Source organism: Thiothrix fructosivorans, assembly GCF_017349355.1.
In the GTDB taxonomy this organism is placed as follows: domain Bacteria; phylum Pseudomonadota; class Gammaproteobacteria; order Thiotrichales; family Thiotrichaceae; genus Thiothrix; species Thiothrix fructosivorans.
Map to the genome: position 1 here is coordinate 1377649 of NZ_JAFMPM010000008.1, position 14952 is coordinate 1392600.

Annotated in this window: 13 protein-coding genes; 5 read left to right on the forward strand and 8 right to left on the reverse strand. The window is 52.0% G+C overall.

Features of this window, described 5'->3' with window-relative positions:
* Positions 1–2: 2 nt before the first annotated feature.
* Positions 3–1268 carry an MFS transporter gene (locus J1836_RS20865; protein WP_242632946.1) on the reverse strand — a complete coding sequence of 422 codons (1266 nt, stop codon included), beginning with the start codon at positions 1266–1268 and terminating at the stop codon, positions 3–5.
* 20 nt (positions 1269–1288) lie between these two features.
* On the opposite strand from J1836_RS20865, the gene J1836_RS20870 reads away from it, so the two are divergent.
* The 3 genes from J1836_RS20870 (at position 1289) to J1836_RS20880 (ending at position 3727) form a co-directional block, all read left to right on the forward strand.
* On the forward strand, positions 1289–1969 hold the full coding sequence (locus J1836_RS20870) for an ArsR/SmtB family transcription factor (protein ID WP_242632947.1): 681 nt from the start codon (positions 1289–1291) through the stop codon (positions 1967–1969).
* An 11-nt stretch (positions 1970–1980) separates the two neighbouring features.
* On the forward strand, positions 1981–2712 hold the full coding sequence (locus J1836_RS20875) for an MBL fold metallo-hydrolase (protein WP_207253054.1): 732 nt from the start codon (positions 1981–1983) through the stop codon (positions 2710–2712).
* An 82-nt stretch (positions 2713–2794) separates the two neighbouring features.
* On the forward strand, positions 2795–3727 hold the full coding sequence (locus J1836_RS20880) for an MBL fold metallo-hydrolase (RefSeq protein ID WP_207253055.1): 933 nt from the start codon (positions 2795–2797) through the stop codon (positions 3725–3727).
* A gap of 44 nt (positions 3728–3771) precedes the next feature.
* Here the strand turns inward: J1836_RS20880 and J1836_RS20885 are convergent, their stop codons facing one another.
* Both J1836_RS20885 and J1836_RS20890 read right to left on the reverse strand, forming a co-directional pair.
* Entirely contained in the window at positions 3772–4140 is a 369-nt protein-coding gene (locus J1836_RS20885; RefSeq protein ID WP_207253056.1) for a group I truncated hemoglobin, read from the reverse strand.
* The gene (locus J1836_RS20890; protein ID WP_207253057.1) at positions 4137–5186 is read right to left on the reverse strand and encodes a tellurite resistance/C4-dicarboxylate transporter family protein; all 1050 of its coding nucleotides are present in this window, start codon (positions 5184–5186) and stop codon (positions 4137–4139) included. The genes J1836_RS20885 and J1836_RS20890 overlap by 4 nt, the downstream gene beginning before the upstream one ends.
* A gap of 122 nt (positions 5187–5308) precedes the next feature.
* Here J1836_RS20890 and J1836_RS20895 point away from each other — a divergent pair, with 122 nt between their 5' ends.
* Complete coding sequence (locus J1836_RS20895) at positions 5309–6166, forward strand: LysR family transcriptional regulator (protein ID WP_207253058.1); 858 nt, start codon at positions 5309–5311, stop codon at positions 6164–6166.
* Positions 6167–6225: 59 nt separating this feature from the next.
* Here J1836_RS20895 and J1836_RS20900 read toward each other — a convergent pair whose 3' ends face one another.
* The 5 genes from J1836_RS20900 to J1836_RS20920 are packed head-to-tail and all read right to left on the reverse strand — an operon-like array spanning position 6226 to position 9758.
* The gene (locus J1836_RS20900) at positions 6226–6507 is read right to left on the reverse strand and encodes a hypothetical protein (protein ID WP_207253059.1); all 282 of its coding nucleotides are present in this window, start codon (positions 6505–6507) and stop codon (positions 6226–6228) included.
* Positions 6497–6676, reverse strand: coding sequence for a YhfG family protein (locus J1836_RS20905; protein WP_207253060.1), 180 nt, complete (start codon positions 6674–6676; stop codon positions 6497–6499). The genes J1836_RS20900 and J1836_RS20905 overlap by 11 nt, the downstream gene beginning before the upstream one ends.
* A 51-nt stretch (positions 6677–6727) precedes the next feature.
* On the reverse strand, positions 6728–7432 hold the full coding sequence (locus tag J1836_RS20910; protein ID WP_207253061.1) for an ABC transporter ATP-binding protein: 705 nt from the start codon (positions 7430–7432) through the stop codon (positions 6728–6730).
* Positions 7433–7434: 2 nt separating this feature from the next.
* Complete coding sequence (locus J1836_RS20915; protein WP_207253062.1) at positions 7435–8628, reverse strand: ABC transporter permease; 1194 nt, start codon at positions 8626–8628, stop codon at positions 7435–7437.
* Positions 8625–9758, reverse strand: coding sequence for an efflux RND transporter periplasmic adaptor subunit (locus J1836_RS20920; RefSeq protein ID WP_207253063.1), 1134 nt, complete (start codon positions 9756–9758; stop codon positions 8625–8627). Before J1836_RS20920 ends, J1836_RS20915 begins: the two co-directional genes overlap by 4 nt.
* A gap of 526 nt (positions 9759–10284) precedes the next feature.
* Here J1836_RS20920 and J1836_RS20925 point away from each other — a divergent pair.
* Positions 10285–14721, forward strand: a complete 4437-nt coding sequence (locus J1836_RS20925; RefSeq protein ID WP_207253064.1) for an InlB B-repeat-containing protein — start codon at positions 10285–10287, stop codon at positions 14719–14721.
* The last annotated feature ends 231 nt before the right edge of the window (positions 14722–14952 follow it).

Consider the following 14952-nt stretch of genomic DNA (forward strand, 5'->3'; position numbering starts at 1 on the left):
GGTTACTCCTTATTAAATGTCAGCGCAACCCACGCGCCGGAGAGCAACATTGCTACCCCGACCAGCCAGAAGGTTACGTCCAAGCCTTGCGTCCATTGCGCCAGCAAGCCCATACTCAGCGCACCGACGGCGTAGCCGAAGTCACGCCAGAAACGGTATACGCCGAGCAATGTGCTGCGTTGCGCGGGTGGGCTGACATCGGCGACTGCTGCGCCTAGCGTGGGGTAGAGCATCGCCATGCCGAAACCGATTAGCCCTGCTTCCAGCGTCCACAGCCAAACGGTGTGGGTGAGTACCAGCAGCAATACGCCGATGCCGCACAGCCACATGCCACCGACAATCAGCGGCTTGCGCCCGAAACGGTCAGAAGCCGAACCCGTGATAAGCTGGCTTGCACCCCACACCAACGCGTAAACACCGATGATGGAACTGCCCTGCACTAGCGTCAGGTTCTGCGATACGAACCACACGGGTAGAATGATCCAGACCAGTGCATCAGTAAATTTTTCCACCAATCCAGCCTGATTCAAAGCCAACAGATTGCGGTTTTGCCAACTCGCGTACCAAAAGGCTTGCCCTAATGATGGTGCGGGCGCGGGTTTTATTCCCTGAATATGCGCCAAAGCCCACGGACGGGTTTCTTTGATCACCAGAACCGCCAATAGCAAGCCCAGCACAATCACTGTTGTGCCAAATAGAAACAAGCCCAGCCGTGCGCCATACACCTCCACCAACCATGCAGTAACAACACCCGCCAAGGCAACGGCAGCGTAGCCGGAAAACTCGTTCATACCATTGACCAGCCCTTTCTGGTTCAGATTGGTCATGTCGAGTTTACTGTTCAACGTCATCGACCAGCACAAGCCTTGGTTAATGCCAAGCAAAGCGGTGGCGGCGACGACCCAACCCCAATTCGGCGCGTAAAGCAGCAGCAACGGAATCGGCAACGCAGCAATCCATCCCGCCACCAACACGCGCTTGCGCCCGAAACGGTCGGAAAACCGCCCTGCAAACAGGTTCATCACGGATTTGACTGCGCCGAAAACCACCACGAAGGTCGTTAGCAAAAAGAACTGTTGCCCGCCCAACCCGAATTCGGTTTCCGCCAAACCGGGGACAACGGTGCGGGTCATGCCGATGGTCAAACCGACCAGAAACACTTGCAGGAGCTGGTGCAAGATTTGCGCGAGATTGGCGTGGATACCGTGCTGAAGCTGAGGCATGGAAAAAACCTGTGGTAGAAACACTTGCAGGATACGCATTGCCATGCAATCATTCAAGTTATCAATTGAATGAGAAATCCCTGATGTCATCCCCCGGTTTCAAACAGCACGTTAACGCCCAATTTGCCCTGATTGCGCAAGCACTTGCCTCCCCGCAACGCTTGGAAATCCTCGACTACCTCGCGCAAACCGAGCGCAGCGTGGAGGAACTCAGCCAGCTTGCTAACCTCACGGTAGCCAATACCTCGCGGCATTTGCAAACCCTCAAACAAGCCGCGTTGGTGAATGTACGCCCCGACGGCAAACGCCGTTGCTACCGCCTTGCAGGAGGTGACGTGGTGCAACTGATTGCCAGCTTGCGACGCACGGCGGAATTGCATCTGGCAGAAGTGGAACGGCTTGCCCACATCTACCTGACCGACAAACAAGCGATGGAAGCCATTAGCGCGGAAGAATTGCTGACCCGCATTCAACGCGATGAAGTCACCGTGCTGGATGTACGCCCACAAGCCGAATATGCCGCCGGACATATCCCCGGCGCGATTCACCTGCTGCCGGAAGAAGTCGCCGAACGCTTGCACGAACTCGATGACAGCAAAACCATCGTTGCGTATTGCCGTGGGCCGTATTGCGTGTATTCCTACCAAATGGTGCAAGCCTTGCGTGGGCATGGCATTAACGCCGTGCGCCTTGTCGATGGTCTGCCCGAATGGAAAGCCGCTGGATTACCTGTTCAAACTGTTTAGGAGGATTACCCATGTTTTTCTTGCAACGTGCCGCACCCTCGAACCCTTCCTCGCTCGCTTATTTGTTAGGCTGTGGCGGCAAAGGTCATGCCATTGCCGTCGATGTTCATGCCGAAGACGTGGAGTGGTTTTTGCAGCAAGCCGCGCAACAGGCGGTGAAAATTGATTACGTGATCGACACGCACATCCACGCCGACCACGTATCCGGCGGGCGTGAGTTGGCGCAACGTTGCGGCGGTGAATATTGCTTGCACGAAAGTTCTACACCGCAATTTGCGTTTACCGCGCTTAAGGATGGGCAAGTGTTGACCATCGGCAATGTCACGGCACAAGTGCTGCATACACCGGGGCATACGGCGGATAGCATTTGCCTGCTGGTATCGGATGTGCGTCGCAGTGCTGAACCGTGGTTTTTGTTGAGTGGGCATACGCTGTTTGTGGGCAGTGCGGGGCGACCGGATTTGCGCGGTGAAGAAGAGCGTATGGGCGGTTTGCTGCACGATTCGCTGTTCAACAAGCTGCTGACCTTGCCGGATCACGTTGAAATTTTTCCCGGTGCGCAAGCGGGTAGTGTGTGTGGGGCGGGGATTTCGGGCAAACCGTCTTCTACCATTGCGTTTGAAAAGCGGTTTAATACTACGTTGCTAGCGGATAAGGGCGAATTTGTGGAGGCAATTCTGGCAAATCTACCGCTACAACCCGAAGGTATGGCAGAAATTATTCGACAAAATGTGATGGTATAATTTTTCTTCTAGCAATTTCGCGGTATAACGCCTCTTGCACCACAATTGCAAATAAATTAATCGAAACCGTTAGGATTACACCATGTTCAAAAAATTCTCATCAGGACTCATCGGCTTGCTGCTATTAGCCGCACCGTTCGCTCATGCTTTTGAACCCACCACTCAAAAAGTCACCGACAACGTGTACGCCATCATCGGCGAACTCGACCAACGCAGTGCCGACAACCAAGGTTTGAACAACACCATCGGCTTTATTATCACCACTGACGGGGTAGTGTTGGTCGGCAGTGGCGCAACCGCAGGCAGCGCGAAAATGCTCGAAGCCGCTGTCAAAAAAGTCACTGATAAACCCATCAAGCAGGTTATGAACATCGGTGTACAAGATCATCACTGGATGGGTAATAGCCATTTCCTCGCGCAAAAAATCCCGGTCAGTGCCTTAGCCAAAACCGTAGCCAGCCAGCACGAACAAGAACCGATGAACCGGATGCGCCTTGCCAGCGCGATTGGCGGCAAGCCCGAAGATTTGAAGGTGGAATACGCCAGTGAAACCTTCGATAGCGACGAAAAAGACCTAACGATTGGTGGCGTGGAAATGTCACTACGCTACCTCGGCGATGCGCATTTCCCCGGCGATGCGGTGCTGTGGTTGCCTAAGGAAAAGTTGGTGTTCACGGGTGACATGGTGTTCAACGAGCGGATGCTGGGCGTATTGCCGGAGATTACCAAGATCAAAAACTGGCAAACGACCTTCAAGAAAATGGTGGAACTCAAACCCGAACATGTCATTGCAGGGCATGGTACACCCAGCAATTTGGCTACCGCGCAGAAAAATACTGGCGATTACCTCGATTGGCTGGTAATGGAAATCGGCAAGTCGCTAGAGGAGATGGAGGATTTGGGCGATGCGGTTAAACGCTTGTCAGCGGATGATAAGTTTAGCTTCCTGAAGCTTTCTAAAGACTTGCATGGGCGCAATGTGCATCAAACTTATTTGCAGCTAGAGGCGGAGTAACGCGTGGGTGCGGATGGCCTTGCACCACCCGCCCCCGTTTTAATTTATCGACACAATACGTCAGTACGGGTGCTTTCCACGATTGCCCCCGCTTCCGTGATAATGTCTTCCGGCACATTCAAATCGCGCAAGGCTTTGACCAGATTTTCCACGGTGGCATCGAAATGCACATCAGAAAGCCCCATGTGATCGACCATGTGCTGGTGAGCGGAACGCATATCCTTACCCGCATAACCGCCGTCCGCGCCCAACGCAAAGGAAATGAAATCCTTCTGGTGTTGGCGTTGCTTTTCCATATTGATATTCGCGAAAAAGTGTTTGACGCGATCATCTGTCAGCATGTATTCGTAAAAACGATCAACCGCTGCATCCACTGCGGCTTTACCACCAATACGCTTAAAAACATCTCTCATTGTGAGCTTTCCTTGTGACTAAAAAACATGAATAAAACTAACCCCAGCAATACCAAACACCACACAGCAAACCCCATCCACACGATCAGCAGTGAAATCCACTGCAACGGTGGAAACTCCGCCGCCAAACCCAGCCGGAAACTGGCAACCGCATACATCCCCAGCGGAAACACCATGCTCCACATCGCAGGCTCGTAGCGTAACGGGTAACGCTTCACCCCGTGTTTCCATACCCCAAAAATCACCAGCATCGGAATCCACCAAGTTGCCCATGACCACAACAGCATTGCCACACCGTCAATAAATGGGTGCAAGGCTTGTAAAAAACTCAGGGTCGTTGAGGTTTGCAATAACACCGTTCCGGCATTCACGCCTGCCGCCGCTGCGCCCATAATGACCCACAACAAGGGCGAAGTGTCTTCCGGCTGAAATCGCTGGAAGAAAATCCGGTAGCAAAATAAGGTGACAAAAATTCCGTACAATACCAGCCCCAGCAGCCACAGCAAATGCACTTCTACCAGCATGTAATCGGTGTAAATGCCCAAATCCGGCGCAACCATCACCCCTAGCAATACCAGCGATTGCGTGGCAATAATCGAGGTCAACCAGTCACCATGCACCACATTCACGGTATGCGGATGCGTCAAAAATGTCAGCACGCTAAAACTCAGGTACAACAACAACGACCACACCACAAAGGCAAACGCCCAACACACCAACGCCAATTGCGGATAGCTGTGTTGATGCAGCAAAATCCCCACCACATTGGTCGATACCACCAAGGTAAAAAACGCAAATACCCGCCGGATATTCAACAGGTCGATTTTCACCGCTTGCGGGAAACGCCATAAACGCCACGCACTCAAGCCCAGCATCACCACCCACGCCAGCAATGCGGCGGCGAATAAACTCTCAGCCAGCACATTCTGCCCGATCATATCGAAGGCAATGCTCAAAATGCCGCTCGCCATTGCTACCGCAAAATAGCCGGGCGGCAAGCCTTCCAGCCAGCGCAGCGTGTTATCGTTTGAAATGGATTGCGTCAAAGCTTGTACCTACTTTTCCCACTAAAGCATTAAGGTTTTAAAGCATAGCGATAAGCCTTAACCCTTACATAACGATATTTTTTGCTGTCTAATATCGGAATCGTCGATATAAAGATTGGAACATGGATACCGAACAAGCCCGTACTTTCCTCGCGATTGCTGCCCACGGTAGTTTTATTGCCGCTGCCAGCCAGCTACACCTCACGCAATCCACCGTGAGTGCGCGGATTCAACGGCTGGAGGAAACCTTGAATGCGCGGCTGTTCGTGCGCAATCGCTCCGGCGCGAGCCTGACACCCGCAGGGCGGCGTTTTCTGGAATACGCCAAACGGCTGGTATTCACCGCAGAACAGGCGATTCACGACGTGGGTTCATCCAGCCGTTACCGCGCCACACTGCGTGTCGGTGGGCGCATTGCGTTGTGGGAAGGTTTTTTGCCGCAATGGGTCGGGTGGATGCGCCTCACCAATCCCGATGTGGCGATGCGCACGGAAATCGGCTTTGAAGATGACCTGATGCGCCGCTTGATTGAAGGCACGCTCGACATGGGTTTGATGTACACACCCAGCCATCAGCCGGGGTTAATCGTTGAACATTTGTTTGACGAACGCCTGATTCTGGTCAGCAGCCGCCCCGATGTTCACGAACCGGGGTCGGGTTATGTCCATGTCGATTGGGGCGCAAGTTTTCATGCGCAACACCGCCAAAGTTTCCCGCAAATGGAAACCCCAGCGTTGGTGGCAAATATTGGCTGGCTGGCAATCCAACTGGTGCTGGCGAATGGTGGTTGCTGTTTTTTGCCGGTGCGATTGGCACAGCCGTTTTTGACGACGGGGCAATTGTTTCCGGTATTGGGTGCGCCGGAATACGACCATCCGGCGTACATGGTTTACCCGCAAAAAGCCGAGAGCATGGTGTTGGAACAGGCGGTGCAGGGCTTGCGAGAAGTGGCGAAGCAGCAAGGGGCATGGCAATCTTGAATAAGTGCGGCTAAATATGGCTGATTATGCGTTGAAACAGTATTTCTAAAGGCTGCAAATCACCCAAATAACCGGCAATGTTGGCTTGATTTACTGATGTCAACCGTTCGCAACGTTCCCGCCCACGGGTAAATGTCTTGAAATAAGTAATGGTGGATGCCACACAAGGCTGATAAATCAAAGACTGAAAAATCGGGTTCAAACAACGCCGCTCTGGATTCGGTCAAGGCTTTTTCGATCTCGGCAAGTTCTTCTGCGTCACGGATATTGAGCTTATTGATTAAAACCGTGCTGTTTGGGTAGCAAGCCGGATCATGTGCAACACCGTACTTATCCTGCATAGCGAGCAGTAATGCGTTCGATTCGTTGCAGAATTTGCTGGCGAGTCAGTGTATCAAAGTTGATTTCCTTGTCAGGTACGACTTTAAACCCTTCCAAACGCAAGCTGGCACGGTAATTGCTGTTGCGGTGCATTTGGAAATAGCGCAGTTTTTGTTCATTAGTTAGCATGATGTCACCTGTTTTTTGCCTGGAAACACCGTCATTTTAGCATGATCATAATCAAGAAACTGCTTCCTCATACGTTTTGCCATCGCGAATATGATACAGCCGCTTAAAGGTCGGAATGATCTTCTCATCATGCGTGACCACAATAATCGCCGTTTGGTGCTGTTGCGCCATGTCGTTGAGGATTTTTACCACCGCCAATGCCCGTTCGCCATCCAGCGGCGCAGTGGGTTCGTCGGCAAGAATCACTGGCGGATTATTTGCCAATGCCCGTGCAATCGACACGCGCTGTTGTTCACCACCGGAAAGCAGTGCCGGATTGGATTTGGCGCGATGGGCTACGTCGAGGGCTTCGAGTAATTCTAACGCACGACGGCGGGCTTCTTTGTTGGATTTCCCTGCCAGCATCGGCAACAGTGCCACATTGTCGGTCACGTCCAGAAACGGGATCAGGTATGGGGCTTGGAACACAAAACCAATCCGGTCGCGGCGTAAGGTGCGCAAGTCTTTCACCTTCCACACCTCATCGAAAATGGCTTCCCCACCCAAAAACATCTGCCCTGCGGTCGGGTCAATGACCGCACCCAGACATTTCAGCAAGGTGCTTTTGCCCGAACCGCTGGGGCCAACCAGCCCGACGACTTCGCCGGGGGCAATGCGCATATCCACGCCCTTGAGCGCGTCCACCGCCGTGTCGCCGCTGCCGTAGCGTTTGCATAAGCCGCGCAGTTCAATCGCCGGAGTGGTGTTATCTGCCATGTTCAGCCTCCTATGGCTTCAGCGGGATCAACTTTTAACGCGGCGCGAATCGCCATGACACTCGCCAGCGTACACACCACCACGATCACCAGCAGCCCTAGCACAGCATCCAGCGGTAATAGCAAGACGTATTTGGGGAAAACAGGTGCCCACAAGGTCGCCACCGTTTTGCCGATAATGAAACCCACCAGCCCCAAGCCGAGGGATTCCTGCAAAATCATCCACGAAATCGTACTGTTGCGCGTGCCGATCAGCTTTAACACCGCAATTTCGCGGATTTTGCCCAGCGTCATGGTGTAGATGATGAACGACACAATCGCGGTGCTGACAATGGTAAGAATGACGAGAAACAAGCCGATTTGCTTGGCGGACGTGGCAATCAGTTTTTTCACCGAAATCTCTTCCATGTCGGCGTAGGTGTAGGCTTGCAAGTGTTTCCAGCGTTGGATGTCTGCCGCCAATTGCGCCGCATCCCACCTCGCTCGCACTTGCACCAGCACAGCATTGACGTTGTGGCTGGTGGTTTGGCTCATCTGCACCGCTTCCAGCAAACCCGGCACATTCGGGCGGTTGAAAGCGGGGTTGGCAGCGGTACGTTCACGCCCGCTCACAATCGCGTCGTTGTTTTTTTGGAATTGTGCCGCTTGCGCATCCGCCAGTGGGATAAATACCATCGGGTCGCCGCCGGATGACACGGTGCGCTGGCTCAAGCCGACAATGGTGTATTCGTTGCGGCGAATGCGGATTTTTTCGCCCAGTTTGAAACCGGCTTTCACATCCGCCACGGCTTCGTAGTGCGAACGGGTAACGTGCCGTCCGGCAATCAGCGACGGCGGCGCACCCGGTTGCCCCGACTCGAAACCGACTACCATGACGCGGGTATCCTTGCCCTGATGCTGCACCTGCATGGTGAAATAGGTGACATTGGCGGCTTGTTGCACCCCTGGCATTCCCAGAATGCTGCGGTACACATCGTCGGGCAGGCTGGACGATTCGGCATACGGCCCTTGGGTGTCTTTTTGCACCACCCACACATCCGCCTGACTGTTGCGCAATAACACCTGCGCGTCATCCACCATGCCACGAAAAATCCCCGCCATCGACAGCGTGACCCCAATCAGCAAACCCAAGCCAATGCCGGTGAGGACGTATTTTGACCACGAATGCGCAATGTCACGGGCGGCAAGGCTGATCATAATTGCGCTACTACCTTGATTTTGCTGTCGGCACGGAGGGCTTTGCTGGTGTAGACCACGATCGTGTCATCCGCCTGCAAGCCGCTGAGGATTTCTACCTGACCGTCGAGCGAATGGATGCCGGTTTGTACGGGGGTGAATTGCAGGCTGTTGTCAGGGTTGAGTTTCCATACGCCGGATTGCCCCGCCTGTTGCTGAATGGCGGCGTTGGGAATCACCAGCGCGGCGGCTTTTTGTCCGGTTTGCAGGGTGACTTCCGCCAGTTCGCCAGAGGATAACGCGGCGGGAACAGGGGTGAACGCGATGCCAACGATGCGTTCTTCGGTGACGCTATCGCTTAACGGTTCAATGCGTACCAGCTTGCCGGGTAAGGCTTGTTGCGGGGCAGAACGCAGGGTGATACTTGCCGTTTGACCCGCTTGTAAACCCAAGGCAAGGCTTTGGTCGATGCGGGCTTTGACCCAGTAGCTTTGCGGGTCAGCGAGGGTGAGAACTGCCTGACCCGCAACCAGCGTTGTGCCCGGTTCGGCATCGCGGCTGGTGATCATGCCTGCCACGGGCGCGGTCAGGGTGAGGTTGGCTTGTTGTTGGCGCAAGGCTTGCTGTTCGGCTTGCAGGCGTTGCTGTTCCTTTTTGGCGACAGCGGCGGCGGCATGGCTGGCTTCCACTGCGGCTTGGGTAACAGCTAAATCTTGCTGGCGGGCATCGCTGCTGCTTGGGCTGACGAGGGCTTTGGCGGCAAGGCTTTGCTGCCGCTGGGCTTCGTGCTGGGCAAGGGTGAAACGGGCGTTCGCTTCCTTGGTTTGCGCGTTGGCACTGGCGATGCTGGCAGTGGCGCGTTCGGCGGCTAAACCAGCGGCTTGAATGCGGGAATCGAGGTCAACCGCATCCATGATTGCCAAGGTTTGCCCCGCTTGCACGCTGTCACCGACATCGACCAACACTTGCTGGACGCGCCCCGCAGCCGTGGGACCGATGCGGTAGTTGTAACGCGCTTCCACCGTGCCAATGCCAAACACGCTGGCACTGATGGCCTGCTTTGTCACCGTCGCTACGCTGATGCGGGGTTCATCACCGACCGGACGGGTGAGGAAACCTATGAACAGCAACGGCGGGCATGGTTGTCCCATCAGGGCGGTGATCCTGTTTGGTGATTGCGCCGGGAGGCTGGGTATGATCTTAAACCTGTGAATGTTTAGAAAATCCCTTGCTCAGGCCTTACGCTGTTTGGGAAAGGAATTATCTGAACGTCTATAGACAATGGGGAGCACCTTAATATGGCTTCTCAGGTTTGGCATAGCACATGATTATTCAGCCTCACCCTTTAGAGCTTCTCTCATCTTTGTGATATATCTCAAGTTAATCCAAACCCAACCCATAAGCCTATTTTATTTTAAGAGCAAATAGGATTCAATAGATGTGTACTCCGTGGGTGTGAACAAAAGTGTGGTTTTTCCTCTACGGCTTCGCCGTTACCCCTCACCCCAGCTCCTCTCCCTCAAGGGGGGAGGGGCTCATAGCCTGATTTTCTTGCTCCACCTCGCCCCTTGAGGGAGAGGAGCTGGGGGGGGGTGGGGAATATCGGAGTGCAATAACTGAACAAAACCACACTTTTGTTCACACCCGTACTCCGTTAGCTATGTGAGGGGGCTTGTCATGAGAACATCATTTTTTGAAAAAGCGGGCATATTTTTAGTATTTATAGTTATCAGTATATTGCTACAAAAAACTGCACTGTCTAATATGTCGGAAAATGTCTCGTTTGCGCCAGTCAATCCTGACTTTACTGCATACCAAGCAGCTAAGTTCGTGGGAAAAATCCAAGAATTTCCAAGCATTTCCACTAATGGGCATACACTAGGTTATATTCCTCCACCCGTAGCTTTGCCACCGCAAAAAGCTACAACATCTCAGAGTATCTTAAAAGTACCTTCATTTCCATCAAGTTACGATCTCCGTTTATTTCAGAAACTTCCCCCAGTCCGAAACCAAGACCAGTGTGGTGACTGTTGGGCTCATGCAGCCTATGCATCACTGGAAGGTGGGTTGGCAGTAGCTGAGTCTCGAAATTTCTCTGAAGCTCATCTCAATGATTCCCACGGCTTTAGTCATGCTTGGTGCAACGGGGGGAACGATAATATGGCGGTCGCTTATTTGGCTAGGTGGTCTGGGCCGGGACAAGACGCAGCTTATCCACACCCAATTAGTGGTGCTAAAATAATAATTCCTGAGGAGAAACACGTACAAAACGTGGACTTTCTTCCTGACAGGTCTGGCTATTTAGATAATGATGCTATCAAAGATGCACTAATGAATACAGGGCCTGTAACAATGAGCTATTATGTAGGCGAAGAAGAAACGTATTATAACGCTACTGCTCATACTTGGTATAACCCTACATCATCCCATGCACCGAACCATGCCGTTGCTATTGTCGGGTGGAATGATACTATTTCCCGTAATACTTTTCCTATCACTCCTCCCGGCGATGGGGCATTCATCGTCCGTAATAGTTGGGGGATAGACTGGGGAGAAAATGGATATTTTTACTTATCTTATTATGATGCCACAATGCATCCTGGAGCGGCATTCAATAATGCGGAACCAACCGGGAACTTCTCCCACGTCTATGAGTACGACCCTTTGGGCTGGACAAACAGCAGTGGCTTCAATAGTGATACAGCTTGGTTCTCGAACATCTTTAGTGCTGAGAGTTACAACGGTGCTGATACTGCCATTGAAGGTGTAAGCTTTTATACGCAAGTACCGAACAGTACCTATAACTTGATGATTTACAATAATGTATCTTCTGGCAATCCCAGAAGTGGTACGATGATGGTTAATCTTACTGGCACGATTGTCAAGCCTGGCTATCATACCGTCCATATTACTTCCACTCCACTTATTACGCCCGGAAGATTATTTTCAATAGTTGTTAAATTAAAAACACCTGATTATTTATATCCTATCCCAATAGAGTCTTCGATTAGCAGTTATAGTGAAAAGGCAACTGCATCAACAGGACAGAGTTTTGTTAGCAAAGATGGTAAGGTTTGGACTGATTTTGGAAAAACAAAATCCGCCAATGTCTGCTTGAAGGCATTGGCGCGAAATGGGCTAACACCAGATATATTTTCTTTTCGTGATCAAACAAGTGTTGATCTATCTACTTATATTTATTCTGATCAAATTGTTATTGAGGGTGTTATTTATCCTGCTGAGATTAGTATTACAGGTGGAGAGTATAAAATTGATGCAGGGAGCTATACAGCCGCACCGGGGGTTATTAATAATGGTCAAAAACTCATATTGCGTCATCTGTCTGCAAATACTCCCAATACGGCTAAACACACAGTAGTGACGATTTGGGGAGTACATGATACTTTTAGTAGCCTCACTGGCTCATTCTTCCCGTTTTTAAAGGTCTCTAAACTTGGTATGGGCAGCGGTACAGTGACCAGCTCCCCCACTGGGATCGACTGCGGATCGACCTGCAGTTCATATTATCATATCGGTCAAACAGTGACACTGACGGCCTCGCCCTCCCCCGGTTTTTTGTTTGCTGGTTGGGGCGGTGCTTGTAGTGGCAGTGCGCTAACCTGCACACTATCTGGTATAAGGGTATTTGGGGAAACATCGGTCTCAGCAACTTTTGTCCCTATTTGTCCTGTGTCCAACATATCCCTGTGGCAAACGGTTAATAATTCATGGGATTCAGGATGTACTTCTGCCCACAGGGGGAGTGCTTATTATGCGAGGTATTATAGTTTCACTGTCCCATCAAGCCAGACAGTGACTATTGACCTTATGTCTAGTACACAAGATGCGTACCTGTATCTTCTGGTCGGTGACAACAGAAATGGCAGTATTGTTGCCTCCAATGACGATCATTCGGCAATAGGTAGTTGGAACTCGCGTATCAACATGACGTTGCCTGCTGGAACATATACGGCAGAAGCTACAACTCATCAAGGAGGTCAGACCGGGGAATTCTTGCTTATGGTTACAGGTGGTGGTGACCATACTTTGACCGTTAGCCGGACTGGCGCAGGTAACGGTATAGTCCGCAGCTCACCCAGTGGGATCATCTGCTACCAAATCTGTAGCGGGTCCTACGTCTCAGGCGCAAATGTAACATTGACAGCTACAGCAGACTCCGATTCTGCATTTGGGGGATGGGGTGGGGCTTGTAGTGGCACTGCACCGACCTGCACCGTCTCCATGACAGAGGCAAAAGCGGTAACGGCAACTTTTTATAGATCAGTTACCTGTACGGAATCCGATATGTCGATAGGGGAGACTGTCAGCGGGTTATGGGATTGGGACTGTAAGTCTGTTCACTATTGGAGGGAAGGCGGTCTTGCGCAGTACTACAAGTTCACTGTCCCATCACGCCAATTAGTAACTATTGACCTGGTTAGTCCAAAACAACTAGGACAAACAAGATCACCATATCCGTACATCTACCTCCTGTCTGGCGACAGTCGATATGGACAGGTTATTGCCACTAATGATGATTATTACTACGGTATTGACCACTCACATATCGAGATGGTGCTGGATGCTGGAACATATACTGTCGAGGCTGCCACTCAATCCGGTGTAGAGGCAGACTTTTCACTTACCGTGGCACGTGGCGATACTCTGGCTGTCACCAAGCTTGGTACAGGAAACGGGAATGTGACGAGTTTACCCATGGGGTTATATTGTGGGTTAAGATGTAGTGCCTCCTATATATCGGGTACGAGCGTGGTACTGACAGCGAATGCCTCCTCTGGTTCCACGTTTGCAGGATGGAGTGGAGCTTGTAGCGGAACAGCGTCGACCTGCACAGTATCCGTAACAACAGCGAAGTCAGTGACCGCCACCTTTAACCTTCAGACTTATGCTTTGTCAGTGAGCAAGTCTGGTAAGGGCGGTGGTACAGTGACCAGTACACCTATCGGCATCAATTGCGGGACTGATTGCACCGAACCTTATACCATCGGCACAAATGTTACGCTGACTGCGATACCCAATGTCGGAACTCGCTTCACAGGCTGGGCAGGCGCATGTTCCGGCACAGCATCCACCTGTACTGTCAGCATGAAAGCCTCCAAGTCCGTAACTGCGACGTTTGATAAGGTTTATACCCTAACGGTAGCAAGTAACGGCACTGTGACCAGTACGCCTACGGGCATTAACTGTGGGACTGATTGCACCGAACCTTATACCATCGGCACAAATGTTACGCTGACTGCGATATCCAATGCCGGAACCCGCTTCACAGGCTGGTCAGGCGCATGTTCCGGCACAAAACCAACCTGCACCGTTAGCATGACAGCCTCCAAATCTGTGACTGCCACCTTCAAACCGGTCTATACCCTGACGGTTAGCAAAACGGGCGCAGGTTCAGGCACTGTGGGCAGTTCGCCTGCGGGCATCAGTTGCGGCGAGGATTGCATGGAAGATTACATTGGCGGAACCCGTGTCAAGCTCACAGCCACTGTAAAGACTGGCTCTAAATTCATAGGCTGGTCAGGCGCGTGTGCAGGCATCACTACCATGTCTTGTACGGTAGCCATGTCTGAGGCGAAAACTGTTGGTGCAAATTTTAATATTATCACTTTCCCATTAATCATGGTGAACAGTGGCAACGGCACTGTGATCAGTACGCCTACGGGCATTAACTGTGGGACTGATTGCACCGAGCCTTATGCCACTGGCACAAAGGTCACACTGACTGCGACACCCAACGTCGGAACCCGCTTCACAGGCTGGTCAGGCGCATGTTCCGGCACAAAACCAACCTGCACCGTTAGCATGACAGCCTCCAAATCTGTGACTGCCACCTTCAAACCGGTCTATACCCTGACGGTTAGCAAAACGGGCGCAGGTTCAGGCACTGTGGGCAGTTCGCCTGCGGGCATCAGTTGCGGCGAGGATTGCATGGAAGATTACATTGGCGGAACCCGTGTCAAGCTCACAGCCACTGTAAAGACTGGCTCTAAATTCATAGGCTGGTCAGGCGCGTGTGCAGGCATCACTACCATGTCTTGTACGGTAGCCATGTCTGAGGCGAAAACTGTTGGTGCAAATTTTGTAACTCATTGATAGGTAAGCGGGTGTGACCGGAAGTGATGCATGGTCTAATATCAGGTAAATTTTCCCATCAAAACGAGTCCCTCTATGTTAGACAAGCCAACGGGTGACGACTTGAAACGCGCCGATGAAGCAGAACGGCAGATAATCGAAACCCTGCGCCAACTGGGACACAATGCGCTGTCCGGTTTGGCACAACAGCATTAAGAAGCGGCCGCCGACCAAGGCCAACAGGCGGCGGGT

What these genes read in the sequence shown, in the direction of transcription:
- J1836_RS20865 (WP_242632946.1), bottom strand. Translation starts at nt 1,268, where the DNA reads ATGGCAATGCGTATCCTGCAAGTGTTTCTACCACAGGTTTTTTCCATG.
- J1836_RS20875 (WP_207253054.1), top strand. Translation starts at nt 1,981, where the DNA reads ATGTTTTTCTTGCAACGTGCCGCACCCTCGAACCCTTCCTCGCTCGCT.
- J1836_RS20880 (WP_207253055.1), top strand. Translation starts at nt 2,795, where the DNA reads ATGTTCAAAAAATTCTCATCAGGACTCATCGGCTTGCTGCTATTAGCC.
- J1836_RS20915 (WP_207253062.1), bottom strand. Translation starts at nt 8,628, where the DNA reads ATGATCAGCCTTGCCGCCCGTGACATTGCGCATTCGTGGTCAAAATAC.
- J1836_RS20905 (WP_207253060.1), bottom strand. Translation starts at nt 6,676, where the DNA reads ATGCTAACTAATGAACAAAAACTGCGCTATTTCCAAATGCACCGCAAC.
- J1836_RS20920 (WP_207253063.1), bottom strand. Translation starts at nt 9,758, where the DNA reads ATGGGACAACCATGCCCGCCGTTGCTGTTCATAGGTTTCCTCACCCGT.
- J1836_RS20910 (WP_207253061.1), bottom strand. Translation starts at nt 7,432, where the DNA reads ATGGCAGATAACACCACTCCGGCGATTGAACTGCGCGGCTTATGCAAA.
- J1836_RS20900 (WP_207253059.1), bottom strand. Translation starts at nt 6,507, where the DNA reads ATGCAGGATAAGTACGGTGTTGCACATGATCCGGCTTGCTACCCAAAC.
- J1836_RS20895 (WP_207253058.1), top strand. Translation starts at nt 5,309, where the DNA reads ATGGATACCGAACAAGCCCGTACTTTCCTCGCGATTGCTGCCCACGGT.
- J1836_RS20885 (WP_207253056.1), bottom strand. Translation starts at nt 4,140, where the DNA reads ATGAGAGATGTTTTTAAGCGTATTGGTGGTAAAGCCGCAGTGGATGCA.
- J1836_RS20925 (WP_207253064.1), top strand. Translation starts at nt 10,285, where the DNA reads ATGAGAACATCATTTTTTGAAAAAGCGGGCATATTTTTAGTATTTATA.